This is a genomic window from Hydrogenispora ethanolica (assembly GCF_004340685.1).
Taxonomy (GTDB): domain Bacteria; phylum Bacillota; class UBA4882; order UBA8346; family UBA8346; genus Hydrogenispora; species Hydrogenispora ethanolica.
This window is the reverse complement of the sequence record NZ_SLUN01000018.1, coordinates 90,248-110,579: the sequence shown is the minus strand read 5'-3', so window position 1 is coordinate 110,579 and position 20,332 is coordinate 90,248. Positions and strand designations below refer to the sequence as shown.

The following is a 20,332-nucleotide window of genomic DNA, read 5'->3' as shown; positions in this document are numbered from 1 at the left end:
GCGTTGATATCAGGAGTAAAAACTATTCACCCCGTTGCTTCGTGAAGGCTGGAGATCTCATCCAATATTCGCCAGCTTATGGTTTTATGGTCGATTCATTAAGGGTTTCTTGGATATTCATTAAAAAATTGGGTCTAAGGTCTCATAAATTTTTCAAGAGGGGCGGTCGATGATAAAAAAAGAAGCAAAAAAATGGTATCAATCGCTCGGCTCCGGAATTGCGGAGCTGATCTTTCCACCGCGGCAACTTTGCCCCGTCTGTCATCAGGAAGAGAGCATCCAGCGGGGGCTGGGAAGACGCTGCCTCCAGCGGATAGCGTTAATCGTTCCGCCGATCTGCGAACGTTGCGGACGGCCGTTACGATTAGCGGTCGCTCATGCTCGGCAGTGTTCCCAATGTGAACGGAATCAATATTATTTTTCGCAAGCCCGTTCCGTAGCGCTTTATGAAGGGGCGCTCCGCGAGTATTTGGCGGAGCTGAAATATCGCTACCGGCCGGATTTGGGTCCGGCTCTGGGAGAGCTGCTGGTGGAATGGGCGAAACTTCATTCGGAGTTTGTACGAAAAATCGACCGGATTGTTTCAATTCCGATTCACAGCCAAAAAATGATGCTTCGCGGCTATAATCAGGCCGAATTACTGGCTAATCCGCTCCGAAACTATTTGGGAATTCGTTCAACATACAGTATAATGATGAGAGAAAAACTAACCGAATCACAGAACGCCTTAGACAAAGAAGAACGGTTTGCGAATATCAGCGGAGCTTTCCGGGTGGTTGACCACAGTGGGTTGACGGGCGCCAGAGTTTTGCTGATCGACGATATTTTGACAACCGGAGCCACCGCTTCCGAAGCAGCCCGGGTTTTATTACGAGGCGGTGCGCGAGACGTTAAAGTCCTGACCCTGGCAGCCGGGGTCATCGACTCCCAGTGGTTTGGTTCCAAAGCAGGGGGTTAATTTATGGAAATAAGGAATTGCAAGCGCTGCGGCAAAATTTTCAATTTTGTCGGAGTTGAAATTTGCAATAATTGTTTCCTTCAGGAGCAAACGGAGTTTGAAAAAGTGCGCGAGTTTATTTACGGGCACCCAAACACCACGGTTCCGGAAGTAAGTAAAGCGACTGGAGTGGATGTCCGGGTGATTTCAAGATTCTTGCGTGAGGGACGATTGGAAACAACTTTTAAGAAACCCAATCTCTAATATTTCGTTTGGAATGAAGGAGAGACTTTGCAAAAAATGTATTTTCGGGCAGAAAGGTTCTAAAGTTTTCCTCGGAGTTGACGATAATATATTATAATGCTTTTATAACGGGGTGGTTAGGATGATTATTTCAAATAAACAAGTCCAAACGGTGCTGCAACTCAACAGTTGTTACCATTATTCGAGGCGGATCGCTTTCGCTGACAATTCATCCATGCCCCGCGCCGATGTGCTGTTGCTCTCCAATAAAGTGCAGGAGTTAAACCTCATCAAAGAACAGGTACTAAAGTCTCCGGATATTCGTGCCGATAAAGTAAGTGAATTAAAAGAACTCATCCAGGACGGCCGATATCATGTGACGGGGGACGAAATCGCCCAGAAAATGATCAACCGGAGCCTCGTGGATGAACTTGCCGGGAGGTAAGCGTAGATGTCTGATGCCCAAGAATTTGAATTGCTTTTGGGCCAAGAAATTGAACTGTTGCAAGAATTGAAAGGTCTCGCTTTAGCCAAAAAAGCCGCATTACTGAATGATAATCTGTCACAATTGAATGATATCGTTCTCCGCGAAGAGGCCGCTGCAAAAAAGTTAAAAGAAATTCAAAGTGTCTGCTCGGAGCAGACACAGATTTTTATTTCCAGTGCGAAAAACGGCTCCGCAATTCCGGAACCCGTTGCATCGTATATTGCCCAGATGAAAAAGCTGGTCTTGGAGATTAAGGAAGAGAATGAATTCAACCAAATTATCCTGCAGGATTTTTTGAGTTTAGTCCGGTTTACCATTAATGCCTGGACTTCCATGGATGATGATACGGGAACTTATAATCCGACGGGAAAGTTGATGACGGGCCAGAATAAAGTGAATATTCTTGATTTCAAGGGGTGACAAGGATGTCTTCGACTTTTTTTGGAGTGGAAATTGGCAAGCGGGGTTTGATGGCGGCGCAAAAGGCATTGGATGTAATCAGTCATAATATGGTGAATGCCGGAACGCCTGGTTATACGAGACAAGTGGCGAATATTGTCGCAACCGATCCTTTCTCATATCCTTCCGCTAACGCCGAGATATCTGCCGGGCAACTCGGGACCGGGGTGGACGTTGCTTCGATCAACCGGATTCGCGATCTACTGCTCGACGAACAGATCCGGAAGGAAACGTCTACGCTCAACTATTGGAATTCGCAAAACGATTTGCTCGATCAAATCGAGCGAATCATGAACGAACCCTCGAAAACCGGTATCCAGTCGACTCTGGATGCTTTTTGGAAATCGTTACAAGATTTACAGGGCAGCAAGGCCGCAGATCCCTCTACTCGCGATATCGTGGCTTCAACCGCCGTAACGTTAACCGATTATATCAAGCAAACGTATAACGACTTGAAAAATCTCCGTTCCACGGTGGACAAGCAGGTTCAAGACACGGTGAAAACCATCAATAACTATGCTACGCAATTGGCTGATCTCAATGATCAAATCGGTAAAGTCACCATCCAAGGCGATCAACCCAACGACCTCTTGGATCAGCGGGATATTGTGTTGGAAAAGCTTTCGGAACTGGTAAATATCCGGGTTTCCTTCGATCAGCAAAACCGCGCCACGGTGACATTGGGCGGAGGAACATTAGTCAGCGGGGTTGAGTATAATCAGCTGACCACGACGCCGAACCCGGCCGATCCGACCATCTCCGATATTACCTGGAAAGGAGTCGCCGACCCGGCTTCCAGTAAAATCTCCGTTTCCAACGGTATGCTCAAGGGATTGCTGGATATTCGGGATACGGCCCTGCCGAATATGATGGCGGATTTGGACACATTAACCAGTACGTTGATTACGGAGATGAATAAACAGCACCAACAGGGTTTTGATCTGGAAGGAAAGCCCGGAGGAATGTTTTTTACGGGTACCGGAGCGGCCGACATTGGCGTTTCCGCCGATATTCAACTTAATTCCAGCAAAATTGCGGCTTCCGCCACCGGAGCCTCCGGTGATTCCGGCAATTCGGACAAAATGGCCGGAATCTTCCAGCAAAAATTGTTTAACGGTAAAACCGCGACAATCGGTGAGTTTTTTGCGGGAGTTGTAGCGAAGCTGGGGGTCGATTCCGCAAGTGCCCAGAGCCGGGTGAAGAATCAAAATCTCTTGGTGACGAGCTTGAATCAAAAACGGGAGTCCGTTTCGGGTGTTTCAATGAATGAAGAGACTGCTAATTCGCTAATCTTCAACCATGCCTTTGATGCTGCATCCAAAGTGATCACCACGATGGATGAATTATTGGACGTCATTATTAACCGGCTGAAAGTCTGAAAAGGGGCGATCTGACATGCGTGTTACCAGCCGAATGAACTCTTTAAGCTTTTTGTCGGATATCATGAGCCGGGAAGCGGAAATCCAGAAAAAAAGCTCCCAGTATGCCAGCGGAGTCGTGATCCAGCGACCGTCGGATGATCCCATCGGCACAGCGCGTACCATGTTGATGAACAGCAGCATTTACCAGATTAAACAGTATACGAATAACTCGCAAGAGGCCAGGACCTGGCTTAATTCGGCGGACAAGGCGCTTCAAAGCGTAGATGAGTATTTACAGCGTGCCTACGAGTTATTAGAGAGAGGCGCCAACAGCACGCTCTCCGATGAACAACGAATTGCCATTGCCGAAGAAATCGATCAAATTTGTTCCGGGATTATGGAAGTCGCCAATACCAATATCGATAATCGATATATCTTTGCCGGCACCGATGTTACAAGCATTCCTTACAATCTGCGGGTTAGCGTTTCGGGAAATCCCCTCGATCTTCACGATCAACCGATTGTCATCGATGCCTCCAATAACCGATTTCAACTGCAATTGGATGACGGCACCGTGAAAACCATCGTTTTGCCGGTTGAATCTTACGGCGTCTATGACGGAACTTCCGGTAAAACGCTGAACGACTTGACGAAAGCGATTCAAAAACAACTCGATGTCGCTGGTTTTGCGGTACCGGTTTCCGTTAAAATGACGCCTGATAACAAGATAACTTTTTATGCCGGAACGACTCCGCCGGATGGAAAAACCCATACGGTGGTGCTCCGGAACGCCGTGACTGCAAGCGGGAATGTGCAAGCGGCCAGCGCTCCGGCGGGGACTCCCCCGACGATTGTATTGGATTCTTCCGCGGATGCTACGGATGATTTTTATACCGGCAACACCGTTACTTTCAAAAACAGCGATGGAACGCTTGAAACCCGTAAGATCGTCTCCTATGACGGAGCGACCCGAACCGCGACGTTGGATGAAGCTTGCAATACGGCTGTAAGCGCCACTTCCACCTATGACGTTGTTGACAGTACCCTCGGACAGCTGGGCTTCGCCGATCAGGCCACGACCCGTCAATTGGTCGGAACGAGCATTAGTTCCCCGGTTACGGTATTGGGCAAATATCCCTTGACCGGACAGGTTGCCTCGGCTACCGGGAGCTCCGTTACATTGACTTCCGATGCGACGGCTACGGCTGATTTTTATAAAAACTGGACCATCACGATTGTCAGCGGTCCGGGGGCAGGCCAGACGCAGACCATTACCGGTTATGACGGAACGACCAAAGAGGCTGCCTTGAGTGGTTCCTGGTCAGTACCCTTGCCGGATGCCACTTCGGTGTATTCCCTGAGCCCTCCGTTGGAAGGGACTGTCAGTGCGGCGAGCGCGGATTCGGATAAGATTTACTTAGATTCCAATGCCATAACGACCAGTTTTTACATGGGAATGCCGATCACCATTACCGACGGAGCCGGTCAGGGCCAGACCCGGACTATCAAGAGTGTCGAATATGATTCGGTGGCGGGCAAATATTACGCCAAATTGGACAGCCCCTTAAATACGCTTCCGGATGCCAGTTCCAAGTATTCCATCAACGCCAACTATTTTGCCAATGAGGATAATCGTTTCAAGATAAGCCTGGGCCAGGGGACCTCCTACGAGATCAGCTTGGATAGCGGAACCTATTCTCTGACGGAGTTCGCAGCCCAATTGGAAAAGAAGATTCAGAATATCGGCGGCGATTATGCCAACATCAAAGTGAGCGTGAATTCGGACAATCAATTGAGTCTGGTTTATCAGGATCCGAGCGGCGCGAATAAAACATTGCCGATCAAACTGGAATCGGGTTCCAGCGCGGATATCCTGGATAAGATGGGCTTTATCAGCGGCGACCATTCCGATCAGGCAAGGCCCAATTATGAAGGGGATTACGGTTCCCTCAATTATGAGATTAACGTGGGCGTTAGCTTGGGTGTCAACCAGGTAGGGGCTGATATATTCGATTCCATCTTTACCAATCTCCGCAAATTCAGTCAGGATTTGCGAACCGGCGATTTGGACGCATTGGGCGATGAAGACATTCGCCTATTCAAACAGGATCAACAAAAAGTGCTGGTGGCGCAGAGCCAAATCGGAACCAAGGTTAACCGGCTGGAGAGCGGAATCACGCGAATGTCGGGGGTGGAGGATTATCTAACCTCGATGATGAGTACTATCAATGATACTGAATACGCCCGGATTGTCATGGAATTAAAGACGCAGCAAGCAGCCTATGACGCGGCGTTGCAGATTTCCGGGCAGCTGATTCCCAAGACGTTGCTGGATTATTTGGACTAATGTTTTTGAAACGGCCGTTTTGAATTGGGAAATTTATTTTAAAATATATTCCATAATGTGAGACGATCATGTTATAATTTATTCATAAGAAGACGACATACGGCGTCTTCTTTATTGTATTTGAAATAATTTTACATTCCTTTACATTTTTTTGAAATTGTGTCATTTTTCATATAAAGGTTTATTGGAATTTTCCGATGATCATGAGTGGGATATTCAAATGAATGAATTGATGTCAGAGGAAGGATGAGCCTGATGCAAATCGAAACCAAATTTTTCGGACCGCAAGAGATTTCGGAAGCCGACTGCATTACGTTTAAAAATGGATTGCCGGGGTTTGAAAGCCGTCACGTGTATACCATCATGCATTATAAGGAAGATTCGCCTTTTTTCATTCTCCAATCCATAGAACAGCCGGAACTGGCTCTTATCCTCATTGAGTTCAATCAGGTTGCGCCGGGATTCTCCTTCGAAATCTCCGATGAGGATGCGGCGGAGATCGGTCTCGCGTCTCCCGCCGAGGCGGTTACGTACGCGGTGGTGGTGCTTCCCGCCGATATCAGCCAGGCAACAGTGAATCTGGCGGCGCCCATTATCGTTGGCCTCTCATCGCGGATGGGCAAGCAGATCATCCTTCACCATCCAGCATACCAGCTGAGGCATCCGCTGTTCACATCCAGCGATACGTCAATCCACAAAAAAACAGCGGTCCGCTGAAAGAAAAAAAAGGGATTTTCTTACTTTCGGAGAAAATATCAAGGTATATATTTGAGACATGAATCTCCACAAGTCAAGGAGGATCCCTGATGTTGGTATTAACCCGTAAGTTGAATGAGAGTATCATGGTCGGCGATGACGTCAAGATTACCATCGTGGATGTGAAAGGCGACCAAGTCAAGCTAGGGATTACCGCTCCTCGTGAAGTTGCGGTGCACCGGGAAGAGGTCTATCGGGAGATTCAGAAGGAAAATCAGTTAGCTGCTTTGAGCCAGCCGAATCTCGAAAAATTGGATCGATTGTTTAAAAAATGATGCGGGTTTTAATCCATCTTCAGTAATAACCAGTAGCGGGAAGCTTCTGGTTTTTCGTATTTTATGCGGAAATACTATTTAAAACCAGAAAAGTTTTTTTAAGGAGGCTTCGATGAAACGGGTCAATTACGCCGAGATGGTCGAACAGCTCACCCGGGTGCTTTGCAGACAAGGGTTTGAGATAGAGCGGGCGGGCGCCTGCGCCAAAATTTTCGCCGATAATAGCCGTGACGGGGTGTACTCTCACGGATTGAACCGGTTTCCGCGGTTTATCGAATACATCCAAAAAGGGTACATCGCCATGGATGCCCAACCGGAACTCGTACAACGTTTCGGAACCTGGGAGCGCTGGGATGGGCACTTGGGACCGGGCAGCTTGAATGCTCAATTTGCCATGAATCGTGCGATTCAGCAGGCCCGGGAGAATGGCATGGGCTGCGTGGCACTGAAAAACACGAACCATTGGATGCGCGGCGGTACTTATGGATGGCAAGCGGCAGAAGCGGAATGCATCGGAATCTGCTGGAGCAATACCACGCCGAATATGCCCGTCTGGGGAGGGCGGGAGCGCCGTTTGGGGAATAATCCTTTGGTATTGGCTGTGCCGCGCGCGGCAGGACATATTGTTTTGGATATGGCCCTATCCCAGTTTTCCATGGGAAAGGTCGAAATTTACCAACGGCGCCATGAAATGTTGCCGTTCGACGGCGGCTTTGACAAAGAGGGAAAGATCACCCGGGATCCGGAAGCAATCAGTGAAACTCTGTTGGGATTGCCAATCGGGTATTGGAAAGGTTCCGGGCTCTCCTTCTTACTGGACTTGGTGGCGACAGTTCTTTCCGGCGGCAATTCCACGGCTGAGATCGGCCGCTTGGAGAGCGAATACGCTTTGTCCCAGGTTTTTTTGGCCTTTGACTTATCGGTGCTGCCGGATCCGGAGGCGGTGCGCGGGACGATCATGCGATTGATCGATCATATTCACCAGTCCGAGCCGCTGCGGGAGGGGGAGCGGATTTATTATCCCGGCGAGCGAACGCTGCAAACCCGCAACGAAAATCTGGAGCAGGGAATCCCCGTGGATGAAGCCATCTGGAAACAGGTTTTGGCGATGTGAAAGATTGGCCCAAACAACAGCTTTCAGCAAAGGAAGATGATGATGAAGATAATACTGGCCCCGGATTCTTTTAAAGGCAGCTTAACCGCGCCGCAAGTCTGCAAGGCGATGGCCGACGGCATCGCCGCGCTCATTCCCGATGCGGCCGTTGTCAAAATGCCCATGGCGGACGGCGGCGAGGGAACGGTTGAAGCAGTAGTTACGGCGACCGCCGGGGAGATCATTCCGTGCCCGGCCCGGGATCCGTTGGGCCGGGAAATCCGTTCCTTTTTTGGCTTGACCGGCGACCGGAGCGCGGCGATCATCGAGATGGCGGCGGCATCGGGCCTGCCACTCTTGAGCGAGGCGGAAAAGAACCCTTTGATCACCTCCACCTATGGAACGGGGCAATTGATCCGCGCCGCGCTTGACTTAGGCGTCAAAAAGATTATTCTGGGGATTGGCGGCAGCGCCACCAATGATGGCGGGACCGGAATGGCGAAGGCATTGGGAGTCCGTTTTCTGGACGCCGCCGGCCTGGAATTGAAGGAAGGCGGAGGGGATCTGGGCCGCCTGGCGCGGATCGAGCGCAGCGGGCTCGATCCGCGGATCGCATCGACCGAATTTTTGGTGGCTTGCGATGTGACCAATCCGTTAACCGGTCCCGAAGGCGCAGCCGCCGTTTACGGACCGCAAAAAGGAGCGACTCCGGAGATGGTGGCGCAGTTGGATGCCGGTTTGGAACGGTTGGCGGAGCGGGTGCGGGAAGAGTTGGGCCAGGATATTCAGTGGCTGCCCGGAGCGGGCGCGGCCGGCGGCTTGGGGGGCGGCTTAGTCGCTTTCCTGAATGCCCGGCTGACGTCGGGGATCGAACTCGTGATGGAAGTCACTCAATTTGAAAAGCAGTTGCAAGACGCGCAACTGGTGCTGACCGGAGAGGGCCGGATCGATTTCCAGTCCGCTTTCGGCAAGACCATCAGCGGCGTTGGAAAATTGGCCGGGGCGGCCGGGGTTCCCGTGATCGGCATCGCCGGTTCGCTGGGCGCCGGTTATGAACAGGTATACCAAAGTGGCATCACCGCGGTCACTTCGATCATCAGCCGCCCGATGACCTTGGAGGAAGCCCTGGCCGATTCCCAACGGTTGATCCGCGAAGCGACCGCCCGTTCCCTCAAATTCTTTTTGGCCGGAGCAGCGCGTCGTCCTTGAGCACTTGCAGCCCCGGTTCAATCCGTAGCGAGAAAAGGCGCCGCGAACCACTTGCGGCGCTATATTTTTGCCTGGTAGGGATGGACTCCTTTGGCCCGCCGTCAAGTGATATTCGGCAAAAGGTTAAGAATGGATTAAATTCAGCGAACATCGCTCGAAATCTGTAGGATATTTTCGAATGCCGGCCAATTATTGATCATCGTGAACAATGAGAGAATTGCCTTATTCTTATAAATTTTTTTGCCCAATCATGATGCAATTCTCTGAAATCAATGAGGGAAGATATGAACGGAAAAAACATCGTCTTTATCGGCATGCCCGGTTCCGGCAAGAGCACGTTAGGAGTATTGCTGGCCAAACATTTGGGGATGGCCTTTCTCGATACCGATCTGATCATTCAGCAACGGGAAGGCCGGTTATTGCAATCCATCATCGATCAGGATGGCGTGGTCGAGTTTCTTCAGATTGAGGCGGCCGTAGTCCAGCAGATCCGGGTCGCGGATACGGTGATCGCCACCGGCGGGAGTGTCATCTATAGCGCGCCCGCCATCGAACAGCTGCGACGGGACAGCATTCTGGTCTATTTGCAACTGTCCTATCCCGCGATCGAACAACGGATTCAAAACATGGCCAGCCGGGGGATTGCGCTGGCCGAGGGTCAGCAGCTGGTGGATTTGTACCACGAGCGGATTCCGTTATACGAGGCCAATGCCGATCTGACCATGCCATGTGACGGCCTGTCAGTCGATGAACTGATCTTTAAGATTAGTGATTTGCTAAAACCGCTGCTTGCGTCCCAGGACCCGACTCGTCCATGAGACGTCCTTGCGATGCCCAAACCGGGAACGGCTATCGAGGGTTCGATGGCTGCGGGGTTGGTGTGCCGTATTTTGGCCGCAGCGCGTGAACACCCTTTGAACCGGTATGTTTCATTACAAAGAGTGCAGAAGGCACGATAGGTCATCGTGTTTTTTGTTGTCCGGAACCAGATCCCGCGGGACGCCGCCAAGGATGAATGACAGGGATTAATGAAAGATCGCGAACTTCAAACAAAACTGTGGCGACGGCCGCTATCCCATTCCGTGTTACGGAATAAGTAATGGCGGTCGCCGCCATTGTTACCTGAACCGCAAAACGAACGGCGGCAATACTGCCGTGGGCTCTTCAATCGTCGAATGAACAACGGCAGTCGTCGCCATAGTTACCTGAACCGCAAAAGGAACGACGGCGATCGTCGCCATTGGCTCTTCTGTTACGGAATGAACCATGGCGGTCATCGCCATAGAATTATCCTTCATGGAAGCAACTGTGGCGACCGGCTCCGGAGACGCCCCGTCCGCAAAATGAGGGTATGATGTTTCGAAAGGACTGTCAACCCCGGGCGATCAGCCAGACGCCGACCGTGATGATCAACGCTCCCACCCAACGCGACGGCGCGACTGTTTCATGCCGGAACAGCCACGAAAAGAATACCACCAAAATGTAGCTGCTGGCGATCAACGGATAAACCATGGATAAGTTCTTCTGTTTCAAGACTAATATCCAAAAGACAGTGGAGACTCCATAGCAGACCAGACCGATGAAGATCAAAGGTTCGGCAAACATGCGCCACAGCAATGGAAAGACCCCGGCTGCCCCGGAAAGCGATACATCCAACCGGGCAGCGCCTTCTTTAAAGAGCAGTTGTCCGGCTACTCCCAGCGCTATGGAGATAATAATCTGAATCACCCATAAGCTCATGATATTTCTCCTTCAATATATTACCATGCCATATCTTCAATCTTCGGGTCGAGTTTTCCTTCCAGCCGGTTCAGCTTGGAACGGGTACAGAAACGAATGCTTTACCAAAACCGGGGCTACGTTACCTTTCATCGAGACTTCGAGCGCAGAAACTCCACGTCCACGACCCACGGCTCATGTCCGCAATCTCAATACTCAGGAACGGCTCCAAGTTCAACGTAACCGGATGGGATTCAATACAAGCAGTATCCCGCTTTATCCGGCATTATAATTTCGGATATGAAACACCCGCCGTAGCATGCTTCGTTTGACAGATACGAGTATAAAACATGTTTCTGAAAATTGGCTGAAAGCGGCCGGAGCGGCGATTCAACTTGCAAAAAGAATACTTCTTTCCCTGGGACGATGGCACAACTTTCTCCGCCACTGAATAGGCTATTGAACGGGAGGGAGAGCGAACATGGGAGAAGAAGCGGTGGCCCGGATCTTTCCAAAACGGGTCGCCAAACCGGGCTTGAATTTCAGCTATCCCGAGATCGAGGGTCCGCAGGAGAAACGGGTTCTCAAGCAGATGAATGAAGCCATCACCAGGAAAGTACGGCATCTCATCCGCGACCAGGGGTACGCGCCGGAGCTGACGCGGGAGGTCGCCGGCGGCTATCAGGTGAAGCTAAACGCCAAAGGCATTCTCAGCCTCCGCCTGGAGGGGACCGGCAATGTGCCGGGAGACGCCCTCCGGACCATAGCGGTCAAGGGATTGACCTTCGATCTGCACAGCGGCGACCTTTTTAAATTCGAGGATCTCTTCAATGATGATTGCGATTATGTGTCCCGGCTAAATGGCCTGATCCGTCAAACGTTGAACGCGGGCGATGATGAGACGGTCGCCGAATTTGGCGGGGTCCTGAAACGCCAGGAGTTCTATATGACGGAGACCGCCCTTATCTTGGTGTTTCCGCTGCCGGAAGACACCCCGGCACAAGGAAGCGTGCCGGAGTTGGCGATCGGCTATCCGGAGGTTCGGGACCTGATCTACAAAAACGGACCGATCGGCCGGTTCCTCCGCTAATGCCCGGGCCGCCGGGTGGTAACCGTTGAAGCCCTCGACCGTGGTCACGGCGAACCCGGAATAACCCGAAAATCGGGCCGCCGCTATCCGGCGGGTACGCCAGGGACAAGTCCTTTGCCCGAAAAAACAGCAGCGGGACAAATTTTGATTCATGAAAATGTTGTTTTTGCTGACAATAATAGCAGTATCCGGTGAGCGGCGCGGCGGGACCGCAGCGCTGCCTCCGGGTCAGTTCCAACTTAGCTCAAAGCAACTCGGTTCTTAACATTGTGAAATGAATATGGTAGAATAAGAATGGCCGCCGATGGAATTGAAAGGAAATCCGATATTGAATGATGGCGGTTTTGGTACAGCTCTGCGGAAGGGTTTTATTTTTTTAGCGTACGCTGTGCATTTCCAGTAAAGGACGGCTTAATGGGGCGGTTTACCAGACAACTGAAAAAAAAGTTTACAACCCAAGCGATTGTCAGCGTTGGCTTCTGGCTGGTCGCGTTGCTCGGGAGGACCCTGCGGTATCGGGTGATCGGCCGCGAACAGTTGGAACAGTTTCACGGCAAGCAAGGATTCATCCTCAATTCATGGCACGGCCAGCAAATGTTGGGTTTCTGTTTCTTTCGCGGTTGCGGCTATTATATTTTGTCCAGTTTGAGCCGGGATGGTGATTATTCCAGCTCCATCATGAGCCGTTTCGGTTGGCGGATAATCCGGGGTTCCACCTCAAAAGGCGCGGTGCGCGGGTTGATTGAATTGCTCCGGGTGTTGCGGGAAGGCGCGGGAGTGGCGTTGACTCCCGATGGGCCGCGCGGTCCGCTCTACCATATCGAGCCGGGCGGCATTTATTTGGCCCAAAAAACCGGCGCGCCGCTGATTCCGGTGGCATTCGTTTTCGATCGCAAATGGGTGATGAAACGAAGCTGGGATCAGTTTGTGATTCCGAAACCATTTGCCCGGTGCGTGGCTTATTTCGGCGAACCCATCTTTGTAACCGCGAAGCTGACAGAGGAACAGCTGGCGCTGGAACAGCAACGGCTCAGGGATGCCATTCATGAGGCGAACCGGCGGGGAGAGGAGATTTTGCAGCAATGGCTAGGCAGAGCGTAAGTTATCTCCTTTATAACGGTTTGCTGATATTGGCGGGGATTTTTTTCTGGCCCTATTTCATTATTCGCAATATCATTTTAAAAAGGCCCGTTTTGCCGTATTTTCATAACATGACGCCGGATTTCCTGCGAAAGCTCGGCCCTCAGCCGGTGATTTGGGTGCAAGCCGTCTCGGTGGGCGAAACCGTGGTGGCAAACTGCATCGTCAATCAGATCCGGAAAATATTGCCCGAGTACCAGGTGGTCTTTACGACCACCACGCCGACAGGCCAGGCAATGGCCCAAAAGTTATTGGGAGATACGCTCCCGATTACTTATTTCCCATTCGATTTTCCGTTTTTTAGCCGACGTTTTGTGAAACGGATCAAACCGCGGTTGTTCATTATGGTGGAAACGGAGATTTGGCCCAATGCCATCCGTTACTGCCGCAAAGCCGGGGCCAAGATCGCGATGGTGAATGGCAGGATCAGCAACCGGTCCTACGGAAGATATTTGAAAGTGGCTCCTTTTTTAAAAACTGTTCTGGGACAGCTCGATCTTCTCGCCATGCAATCGGCGGAAGACGCCAATCGCATCGGCACTTTGGGCGCGCCGCTCGAGAAGATCGTGGTCGCCGGAAACGCCAAGTTTGATCAGGATTACCCGACTTTCCATCCGGATAAGCTGGCCGCCTTCCTGGAGCAATACCACTGGAAGCCGGAAATACCCATCTTTACGGCTGCCAGCACCCACCCCGGCGAGGAGGAGCAAGTCCTCCAGGCCTATCGGGAATTACTCAAAGAGCGGCCGTACTATCTGATCCTGGCGCCGCGCCATCCGGACCGGGCCGAAGCAGTGAGCGGACTTTTGAAGACTTCCGGTTTTTCGTTTACCCGGCGCACTGCCCAATCATCCGATGAATCGCCCCAGATTTTGCTCCTGGATACCTTCGGCGAGTTAAGTTTGGCGTATGCCCTGGCCGAGGTGATCTTCGTCGGAGGAAGCCTGGTCGATATCGGCGGTCATAATATCCTGGAGGCGGCAGTGCAGGCCAAGCCGGTCATCTATGGCCCGTACATGCATGCCCAGCAGGAGATGAAGGAGCTATTGGAAGCGTTTGACGCCGGTTTTACGGTGAATGATGCCGACGGTTTGGTGCAGGCCATCAAGGAACTTACCGCCGACCGGGCGCTCTATCGCCGCCGGGCGCTGGCGGGACGCCAGGCGGTACTGTCGAACCAGGGGGCGGCCGAAAAGACAGTCCGCTTGCTGGCCGATCTGGTGAGGAGCGGTTCGTGAGGCGGGAGCAACCCATTCTGGATTATTTATATCGAGTCGTCTCGGGGACGGAGCAAGGTCCGCTGGCCGGAGCGGTGCGGCTGCTGCTGACCGGATTGGAAGGGCTATACCGCCTTTTGTTGGGCTTAAACCGGGCGCTCACGCGTTCCCGCAGTTTGCCGGTACCGGTGATTAGTGTCGGCAATCTGGTGGCCGGAGGCACCGGAAAGACTCCCACCGTGGTTTGGCTGGTGCGCTGGCTCCGGGCGGGCGGCCGAAACCCGGCGATCTTGACCCGGGGATACGGGGGCGTGGCCCAAAAGGAAGGCTTAGTATTTTGCAGTGACGAGCTCTCCAATTTACAGCCGGGCCTCACCGGCGATGAACCCTATTTATTGGCCAAGCTGCTGCCGGGAACACGCGTGTCGGTGGGAAGGGACCGTTTGCGAATGGGACAGGCCGCATTGCAGTGCGATCCGACGATCGACTGTTTTGTGCTGGATGACGGTTTTCAATATTGGAAGCTGCAGCGGGACTACGACATTGTGGTCATGGACGCCAGTAATCCTTTTGGCAACGGACGGCTGATCCCCAGGGGGATTTTACGGGAACCGCTAAGCGGATTATCCCGGGCTCAGGCAGTTTTCCTGACTCGCCTTGAGCGGGTAGATCAGGTGGAGTTGGAACGTCTGACCGACCGGTTAATCCGGGAAAATCCCGAATTGCAAGTCGGTTTGGTGGAGCCGCTTCCGCCCGAGATTGTGAAGCTGAGCGAATGGTCGGATGAGCCATCCCCGGCAGCGGCGGTTTCATTCTTAGAGGGCCGCCGTTGCGGAGCGGTCACCGCCATCGGCAATCCGCAACAGTTCTTTGACTCCTTGACCGGACTCGGAGCAGAGCTCGCCTTCACCAAGGTTTATCCCGATCACCATTCCTGGACTCCGGAAGAGATGGAGTCTTTGATAGCGGAGTTGCGGGAAACGGCGATCACCGAGATCGTCGTAACGGCGAAGGATGGAGTGAAGCTGGAACGGTTTACGGAACTTTTTCAACGGGCCGAAATCGAACTGCTATTGCTTACTCTGGAGTTTAGTGTGAGAAATCCGCAGATTTTATCGCAGATTGACGCCCGAATTCAGTAGAAAGGTTGGGACTCATGAAAGTTTTAGGGGTAATACCGGCCCGATATCAATCAACCCGGTTGCCGGGCAAACCGTTATTGGATATTGTGGGAAAGCCCATGATTCAATGGGTGTATGAGAGCGCGAAGACCGCTTCGCTTCTCGATGAAGTACTGGTCGCCACCGATGACCAGCGAATCTGCGATGCGGTACGGCAATTTGGGGGAACGGTGGAGTTAACCGCGGCGGACCATCCAACCGGAACCGACCGGCTGGCGGAGGTTGCGCGCAGGCATGATGCGGATCTAATCATCAATATTCAGGGCGATGAACCGTTAATCCGCGGCGAAGTCATTGATTCAATCATCCAGCCGCTGGTCGCTGACATGACCCTGCCGATGTCCACCGCCAAGGTTCGTTTGACCGAACCGGCGCAGATTGAGGAACCTTCGGTGGTTAAAGTCGTTACAGATGAAGAGGGATATGCGCTTTATTTTTCACGTTCGCCGATTCCTTATCCCCGTAAAGCCGAGATGGCTCAATACTGGAAACATGTCGGGCTGTACGGTTATCGCCGCGAGTTCCTGTTAAAATACGTCGAATTGCCGCAGACTACCATCGAATTGACTGAATCGTTGGAGCAATTGCGGGTTTTATCCTACGGATATCGAATTAAAGTCGTGGAAGTGGCCCAAGATTCGGTAGGGGTCGACACTCCCGCCGATCTGGAGCGGGTCCGGGCGATACTGGAACAAAAGATTATTTGATGCGGGAGGAACCCTCGTGTTTGCAACGCTGGAAAACTTATTATCGAAACAATTCTTTTTGATAGCCGGTCCTTGCGTGATCGAATCGGAAGAGCATGCCATGGGGATGGCTGTGGAATTGCAGAAGATTGCCGCAGCGGTTGGCATCCGCTTCGTATTCAAGGCTTCTTTTGACAAAGCCAATCGAACGGCGGTGGATTCGTTTCGCGGTCCGGGGCTGGAGCGTGGCCTCGCGATATTAAAAACGATCAAAACTGAACTGGGACTGCCCATCCTCTCGGACATTCATGAAGTGAGCCAAGTTGAGAAGGCGGCTGAAGTCCTCGATATCATTCAGATCCCGGCTTTTCTCTCGCGCCAGACCGATTTAATCGTGGCGGCCGCTCAGACGGGACGGATTATTAACATTAAGAAAGCACAATTCAGTGCTCCCCAGGACATGAAGAATGCCATCGAAAAAGTTCGTTATACCGGAAATCAGCAGGTCATATTGACTGAACGGGGCGTTTCCTTCGGTTATAATCGGCTGGTGGTGGACATGCGCGCCTTGCCGTTGATGCGCTCGTTGGGTGTCCCTGTGGTTTTTGATGGAACCCATAGCGTTCAGGAACCGGGCGGGCTGGGCAAAGCCACCGGCGGGGATCGCCGGATGGTTCCGTATCTTTGCCGCGCTGCGGTCGCTACCGGGGTGGACGGGCTCTTCCTGGAAGTCCATGACAATCCCGACTGTGCGAAATCCGATGGACCCAACATGGTCGAGTTATCGAAATTAGAAGCCTTGCTGCGAACCTGCCTAAAAATTGATGCAATCGTAAAGGATGAGCTATGATCCGAGAGATGAAAGAACTTACCGAATCCCGCTGCGTAACAGGATACCTCGAACAGGCCAAAGAAGTATTACGAATTGAGGCCGAAGCAGTCAAGACGATTGCCGAGGAATTGGACGATAGTTTTGCCCGAGCAGTGGAATTGATCCTGAATTGCAGCGGACGGATCGTGGTCACCGGAATGGGGAAATCCGGGCTGATTGGACGAAAAATTGCCGCGACCCTTGCCAGCACGGGGACGCCATCATTTTTTCTGCATCCCGGTGAAGCAGTCCACGGGGATTTGGGGATGGTCACGCCAAGCGATATCGTTATTGCCATCTCCAGTAGCGGAGAGGTGGATGAGGTGCTGGCGATCCTGCCGACCTTAAAAATTATCGGGACTCCCATCATCAGCATAACAGGGAATCGGGACTCTTCCCTTGCGCAAAACAGCGATCTGGTACTCATGGTGCAAGTTGAAAAAGAGGCCTGCCCGCTCGGTTTGGCTCCTACCGCCAGCACTACGGCAACCCTGGCATTGGGGGATGCATTGGCAGTGGTGTTGCTGAAGACCCGCAATTTTACACCGGAGGATTTCGCGCTGTATCATCCTGGCGGTTCACTGGGCCGGAAACTCTTGCTGACAGTGGATAAGCTGATGCATACCGGCGAGATGAATCCGGTCATTCCGCTCGATAAAACCGTGAAGGACGCCGTCATCGTCATGACTTCCCACGGTAACCACGGCGCGGCGGTGATCGTCGGGGAACGGGGAAGATTGGCCGGGATCATTACTGATGGCGATTTGCGCCGGATATTGAAGAATCATGACAATCCATTGACCCTGCCAGTTGAACGGGTGATGACCAGAAATCCGCGTTCCATCGGACCGGAGAAGTTGGCCGCAGAGGCGATGCATGTAATGGAGGCCAAAAACATTACGGTCCTGCCAGTCATCGATACAGAGGGTGTGGCGATCGGAATTATCCACTTGCACGACATCATTAAAGGATTAACCGGAATGAAGCCGTGAGGAAAAATAATATGCCGAAAAAGAACAGGGATTTAAAGAATTGGCTGGAATTCTTCGCTTTACAAGCTTTTCTTTGGTTCACCAGGATCATGCCGTTCTCCTGGAGTTGCTGGGTGGGTAAACAGCTCGGAAAAATGGCATACCAAGTTCTCACCTCCAGACGTCAATTGACGATTGAGAATATTCGCGAAGCGCAGGGTCAAGGGTTTCTGACCGGGATCAATGTAAACGAATTGGCCTGTAAAGTGTGGGAAAATATCGGGCAGGTGGGTAGCGAATTCTTTTACTTTTATTCCCGGGGTTTTGACGCCTTGCGAAAGCGGGTGACGATCAGCGGCGAAGCCAATCTCCGACAAGTGCTGGCACAGAGAAAAGGAGCCATTTTGATCGTGGCGCATCTTGGCAACTGGGAATTGCTCGGTTTGGCCCTCTCGGCCCTGGGGTATCCCTTGACTCCGCTGGTAAAAACGCAAACTAATCCCTTGGTGGACCGGGTTATCCAGGCGAAACGCCAATCCGCAGGGATAAAAGTGGTTCCGCGAGAAAGGTTTTTACGCCAGATAGTGTTGGCACTTCGCAATAATGAAATCGTGCCGTTCCTCATTGATCAATCGCAGGCCGGCCAAAGAGGGGTTCGGGTCCAAGTTTTTGGCAGGACTGCATCGTTACCGCCCGGTGCGGCCGAATTTGCACTCAAAACCGGGGCGCCGGTCATCTTCGCTTACTTGGTACGGGAGGAAGGAAACCGCTATCGCGTGGTCATATCGGAAGAGATTGAACTCTCCAAGACTGGAGACTATGCCGAGGATCTGGTCGCCAACACCGCTTACTATATCGGGATGGTACAAGAAGTCGTGACGCATTATCCGGAACAATGGTTATGGATGCACAAACTTTGGGAGAGCCGGATTCGAGTATAGTAATTATTTACCAGGTATCCGGAATGAGGGTCGGTTATGGAGGGATGACCTCCGCAAACCGCGCCAGCGCGGCGGCTTGACAAGGTTTCAACGGGTATGTTAGACTGAAACTAATTTGCAATTTTTATTCAATAATATCGTAAATTTTACAAAACATAACGGAGAGGTGACCGGTTTGGATTACTTTCTGACTGAAGAACAAGAGATGATTCGAGATTTAGCGCGACGAATCGCGGTTGAGAAAATCGCGCCGCGGGCGTTGGAATTGGATGAGACCGGAGAGTTTCCCTGGGATCTGATGAAGATTATTGCGGAAGCGGATTTGTTCGGAGTCTATCTGCCGGAAGAATACGGCGGACTGGGTGGCGGAGTTTTCGAGCAATGCCTGGTGGTGGAAGAGCTTTCGCGGGCTTGCAGCGGTGTGGCGGTCAGCTATGCCGCCTCGGGACTGGGTTGCATGCCCATTCTGGTCCTGGGTACAGACGAGCAGAAAAAGAAATACCTCCCTTTGATTGCCTCCGGGAAAAAGTTAGCCGCCTTTGGCGCTACGGAGGCGAATGCCGGTAGCGACCCGGCCGCCATGGAAACCACGGCAGTGCTCGATGGCAACGAATATGTCTTAAATGGAACGAAACAGTGGATCACCAATGGCGGGGAAGCCGAAATCTATACTGTGATGGCGGTGACCAATAAACAGAAAGGGCCTCGCGGCATCAGCGCCTTTATCGTCGAAAAAGGGACTCCCGGTTTCTCGTTCGGGAAAAAAGAGAATAAGATGGGTATCCGCGCTTCGGCTACTCGCGAACTGATCTTCGACAATTGCCGAATCCCCAAAGAGAATTTGCTCGGAGGGAAAGAAGGCATTGGCTTCATTGCCACCATGCGTACGTTTGACCGGACCCGGCCCGGGATCGGCGCCCAAGCCATCGGTATTGCCCAGGGAGCGTTGGACGCAGCGGTCAAATACGCCAAACAACGGGTTCAATTCGGACAACCCATCTCGTCCTTTCAAGCAATCCAACATATGCTGGCGGACATGGCCACTCAGTTGGAAGCGGCCCGGGCACTGGTTTATGCCACTGCGCGGATGATTGATGCCGGCGCCAAGAACTTCTCCAAGGAATCGGCCATGGCCAAACTATTCGCCTCTGACGTCGCCATGAAGGTTACGGTCGATGCCGTTCAGGTTTTAGGCGGGTATGGTTATATGAAAGAGTATCCGGTTGAAAAAATGATGCGCGACGCTAAAATTACCCAGATTTACGAAGGGACCAACCAGATTCAGCGCAACATCATCGCCCTGGAACTGATTAAGGAATACGCTTCAAAATAAGCCTTTATCAAGCGCC

The 20,332-nt window shown here is 52.0% G+C and carries 22 protein-coding genes; 20 read left to right on the top strand and 2 right to left on the bottom strand.

Features of this window, described 5'->3' with window-relative positions:
* Window positions 1–169 precede the first annotated feature (169 nt).
* The 11 genes from EDC14_RS15030 to EDC14_RS14980 all read left to right on the top strand — a co-directional run bounded on the left by EDC14_RS15030 (window position 170) and on the right by EDC14_RS14980 (window position 9,985).
* Window positions 170–958, top strand: coding sequence for a ComF family protein (locus EDC14_RS15030; protein WP_132015131.1), 789 nt, complete (start codon window positions 170–172; stop codon window positions 956–958).
* Window positions 959–961: 3 nt separating this feature from the next.
* A complete protein-coding gene (locus EDC14_RS15025; RefSeq protein ID WP_132015130.1) occupies window positions 962–1,201 on the top strand; it encodes a hypothetical protein in 240 nt (79 codons plus the stop codon).
* 121 nt (window positions 1,202–1,322) lie between these two features.
* Window positions 1,323–1,625, top strand: coding sequence for a flagellar biosynthesis anti-sigma factor FlgM (flgM, locus tag EDC14_RS15020; protein ID WP_132015129.1), 303 nt, complete (start codon window positions 1,323–1,325; stop codon window positions 1,623–1,625).
* 6 nt (window positions 1,626–1,631) lie between these two features.
* Window positions 1,632–2,087 carry a flagellar export chaperone FlgN gene (gene flgN / locus EDC14_RS15015; RefSeq protein ID WP_132015128.1) on the top strand — a complete coding sequence of 152 codons (456 nt, stop codon included), beginning with the start codon at window positions 1,632–1,634 and terminating at the stop codon, window positions 2,085–2,087.
* A 5-nt stretch (window positions 2,088–2,092) separates the two neighbouring features.
* Window positions 2,093–3,505, top strand: coding sequence for a flagellar hook-associated protein FlgK (gene flgK, locus EDC14_RS15010; protein ID WP_132015127.1), 1,413 nt, complete (start codon window positions 2,093–2,095; stop codon window positions 3,503–3,505).
* 16 nt (window positions 3,506–3,521) lie between these two features.
* Complete coding sequence (gene flgL / locus EDC14_RS15005) at window positions 3,522–5,834, top strand: flagellar hook-associated protein FlgL (protein ID WP_132015126.1); 2,313 nt, start codon at window positions 3,522–3,524, stop codon at window positions 5,832–5,834.
* Between the two features lie 255 nt (window positions 5,835–6,089).
* Window positions 6,090–6,551, top strand: coding sequence for a flagellar assembly protein FliW (gene fliW, locus EDC14_RS15000; protein ID WP_165908045.1), 462 nt, complete (start codon window positions 6,090–6,092; stop codon window positions 6,549–6,551).
* Window positions 6,552–6,640: 89 nt separating this feature from the next.
* Complete coding sequence (csrA, locus tag EDC14_RS14995) at window positions 6,641–6,865, top strand: carbon storage regulator CsrA (RefSeq protein WP_132015124.1); 225 nt, start codon at window positions 6,641–6,643, stop codon at window positions 6,863–6,865.
* 112 nt (window positions 6,866–6,977) lie between these two features.
* Window positions 6,978–7,979: a 3-dehydro-L-gulonate 2-dehydrogenase gene (gene yiaK, locus EDC14_RS14990; RefSeq protein ID WP_132015123.1), complete on the top strand. Its 1,002-nt coding sequence runs from the start codon at window positions 6,978–6,980 to the stop codon at window positions 7,977–7,979.
* Window positions 7,980–8,021: 42 nt separating this feature from the next.
* Window positions 8,022–9,167 carry a glycerate kinase gene (locus EDC14_RS14985; protein ID WP_132015122.1) on the top strand — a complete coding sequence of 382 codons (1,146 nt, stop codon included), beginning with the start codon at window positions 8,022–8,024 and terminating at the stop codon, window positions 9,165–9,167.
* Window positions 9,168–9,451: 284 nt separating this feature from the next.
* A complete protein-coding gene (locus tag EDC14_RS14980; RefSeq protein WP_132015121.1) occupies window positions 9,452–9,985 on the top strand; it encodes a shikimate kinase in 534 nt (177 codons plus the stop codon).
* Window positions 9,986–10,285: 300 nt separating this feature from the next.
* On the opposite strand, the gene EDC14_RS26835 is transcribed toward EDC14_RS14980, so the two are convergent.
* Together EDC14_RS26835 and EDC14_RS14975 are read right to left on the bottom strand one after the other, a co-directional pair.
* Window positions 10,286–10,450, bottom strand: coding sequence for a hypothetical protein (locus EDC14_RS26835; protein ID WP_165908044.1), 165 nt, complete (start codon window positions 10,448–10,450; stop codon window positions 10,286–10,288).
* Window positions 10,451–10,538: 88 nt separating this feature from the next.
* Entirely contained in the window at window positions 10,539–10,907 is a 369-nt protein-coding gene (locus tag EDC14_RS14975) for an EamA family transporter (protein ID WP_132015120.1), read from the bottom strand.
* A gap of 460 nt (window positions 10,908–11,367) precedes the next feature.
* Between EDC14_RS14975 and EDC14_RS14970 the strand changes: the two genes are divergently transcribed.
* From EDC14_RS14970 to EDC14_RS14930, 9 genes are all read left to right on the top strand, one after another.
* Window positions 11,368–11,976 (top strand): RsiV family protein, encoded by a 609-nt coding sequence (locus EDC14_RS14970; RefSeq protein WP_132015119.1) that lies wholly within the window; start codon window positions 11,368–11,370, stop codon window positions 11,974–11,976.
* Between the two features lie 414 nt (window positions 11,977–12,390).
* Entirely contained in the window at window positions 12,391–13,077 is a 687-nt protein-coding gene (locus EDC14_RS14965) for a lysophospholipid acyltransferase family protein (protein ID WP_132015118.1), read from the top strand.
* Window positions 13,059–14,354: a 3-deoxy-D-manno-octulosonic acid transferase gene (locus EDC14_RS14960; protein ID WP_132015117.1), complete on the top strand. Its 1,296-nt coding sequence runs from the start codon at window positions 13,059–13,061 to the stop codon at window positions 14,352–14,354. The genes EDC14_RS14965 and EDC14_RS14960 overlap by 19 nt, the downstream gene beginning before the upstream one ends.
* Window positions 14,351–15,475, top strand: coding sequence for a tetraacyldisaccharide 4'-kinase (gene lpxK / locus EDC14_RS14955; RefSeq protein ID WP_132015116.1), 1,125 nt, complete (start codon window positions 14,351–14,353; stop codon window positions 15,473–15,475). Before EDC14_RS14960 ends, lpxK begins: the two co-directional genes overlap by 4 nt.
* 14 nt (window positions 15,476–15,489) lie before the next feature.
* Window positions 15,490–16,221 carry a 3-deoxy-manno-octulosonate cytidylyltransferase gene (gene kdsB, locus EDC14_RS14950; RefSeq protein ID WP_132015115.1) on the top strand — a complete coding sequence of 244 codons (732 nt, stop codon included), beginning with the start codon at window positions 15,490–15,492 and terminating at the stop codon, window positions 16,219–16,221.
* A gap of 16 nt (window positions 16,222–16,237) precedes the next feature.
* Window positions 16,238–17,050: a 3-deoxy-8-phosphooctulonate synthase gene (gene kdsA / locus EDC14_RS14945; protein WP_132015114.1), complete on the top strand. Its 813-nt coding sequence runs from the start codon at window positions 16,238–16,240 to the stop codon at window positions 17,048–17,050.
* Window positions 17,047–18,063 carry a KpsF/GutQ family sugar-phosphate isomerase gene (locus EDC14_RS14940; protein ID WP_243662943.1) on the top strand — a complete coding sequence of 339 codons (1,017 nt, stop codon included), beginning with the start codon at window positions 17,047–17,049 and terminating at the stop codon, window positions 18,061–18,063. The genes kdsA and EDC14_RS14940 overlap by 4 nt, the downstream gene beginning before the upstream one ends.
* A gap of 11 nt (window positions 18,064–18,074) precedes the next feature.
* The gene (locus tag EDC14_RS14935; RefSeq protein ID WP_132015113.1) at window positions 18,075–18,983 is read left to right on the top strand and encodes a lysophospholipid acyltransferase family protein; all 909 of its coding nucleotides are present in this window, start codon (window positions 18,075–18,077) and stop codon (window positions 18,981–18,983) included.
* Between the two features lie 175 nt (window positions 18,984–19,158).
* Complete coding sequence (locus EDC14_RS14930) at window positions 19,159–20,316, top strand: acyl-CoA dehydrogenase (RefSeq protein WP_132015112.1); 1,158 nt, start codon at window positions 19,159–19,161, stop codon at window positions 20,314–20,316.
* The last annotated feature ends 16 nt before the right edge of the window (window positions 20,317–20,332 follow it).

What these genes read in the sequence shown, in the direction of transcription:
- EDC14_RS15030 (WP_132015131.1), top strand. Translation starts at nt 170, where the DNA reads ATGATAAAAAAAGAAGCAAAAAAATGGTATCAATCGCTCGGCTCCGGA.
- EDC14_RS15025 (WP_132015130.1), top strand. Translation starts at nt 962, where the DNA reads ATGGAAATAAGGAATTGCAAGCGCTGCGGCAAAATTTTCAATTTTGTC.
- flgM (WP_132015129.1), top strand. Translation starts at nt 1,323, where the DNA reads ATGATTATTTCAAATAAACAAGTCCAAACGGTGCTGCAACTCAACAGT.
- flgN (WP_132015128.1), top strand. Translation starts at nt 1,632, where the DNA reads ATGTCTGATGCCCAAGAATTTGAATTGCTTTTGGGCCAAGAAATTGAA.
- flgK (WP_132015127.1), top strand. Translation starts at nt 2,093, where the DNA reads ATGTCTTCGACTTTTTTTGGAGTGGAAATTGGCAAGCGGGGTTTGATG.
- flgL (WP_132015126.1), top strand. Translation starts at nt 3,522, where the DNA reads ATGCGTGTTACCAGCCGAATGAACTCTTTAAGCTTTTTGTCGGATATC.
- fliW (WP_165908045.1), top strand. Translation starts at nt 6,090, where the DNA reads ATGCAAATCGAAACCAAATTTTTCGGACCGCAAGAGATTTCGGAAGCC.
- csrA (WP_132015124.1), top strand. Translation starts at nt 6,641, where the DNA reads ATGTTGGTATTAACCCGTAAGTTGAATGAGAGTATCATGGTCGGCGAT.
- yiaK (WP_132015123.1), top strand. Translation starts at nt 6,978, where the DNA reads ATGAAACGGGTCAATTACGCCGAGATGGTCGAACAGCTCACCCGGGTG.
- EDC14_RS14985 (WP_132015122.1), top strand. Translation starts at nt 8,022, where the DNA reads ATGAAGATAATACTGGCCCCGGATTCTTTTAAAGGCAGCTTAACCGCG.
- EDC14_RS14980 (WP_132015121.1), top strand. Translation starts at nt 9,452, where the DNA reads ATGAACGGAAAAAACATCGTCTTTATCGGCATGCCCGGTTCCGGCAAG.
- EDC14_RS26835 (WP_165908044.1), bottom strand. Translation starts at nt 10,450, where the DNA reads ATGGCGATGACCGCCATGGTTCATTCCGTAACAGAAGAGCCAATGGCG.
- EDC14_RS14975 (WP_132015120.1), bottom strand. Translation starts at nt 10,907, where the DNA reads ATGAGCTTATGGGTGATTCAGATTATTATCTCCATAGCGCTGGGAGTA.
- EDC14_RS14970 (WP_132015119.1), top strand. Translation starts at nt 11,368, where the DNA reads ATGGGAGAAGAAGCGGTGGCCCGGATCTTTCCAAAACGGGTCGCCAAA.
- EDC14_RS14965 (WP_132015118.1), top strand. Translation starts at nt 12,391, where the DNA reads ATGGGGCGGTTTACCAGACAACTGAAAAAAAAGTTTACAACCCAAGCG.
- EDC14_RS14960 (WP_132015117.1), top strand. Translation starts at nt 13,059, where the DNA reads ATGGCTAGGCAGAGCGTAAGTTATCTCCTTTATAACGGTTTGCTGATA.
- kdsB (WP_132015115.1), top strand. Translation starts at nt 15,490, where the DNA reads ATGAAAGTTTTAGGGGTAATACCGGCCCGATATCAATCAACCCGGTTG.
- EDC14_RS14940 (WP_243662943.1), top strand. Translation starts at nt 17,047, where the DNA reads ATGATCCGAGAGATGAAAGAACTTACCGAATCCCGCTGCGTAACAGGA.
- EDC14_RS14935 (WP_132015113.1), top strand. Translation starts at nt 18,075, where the DNA reads ATGCCGAAAAAGAACAGGGATTTAAAGAATTGGCTGGAATTCTTCGCT.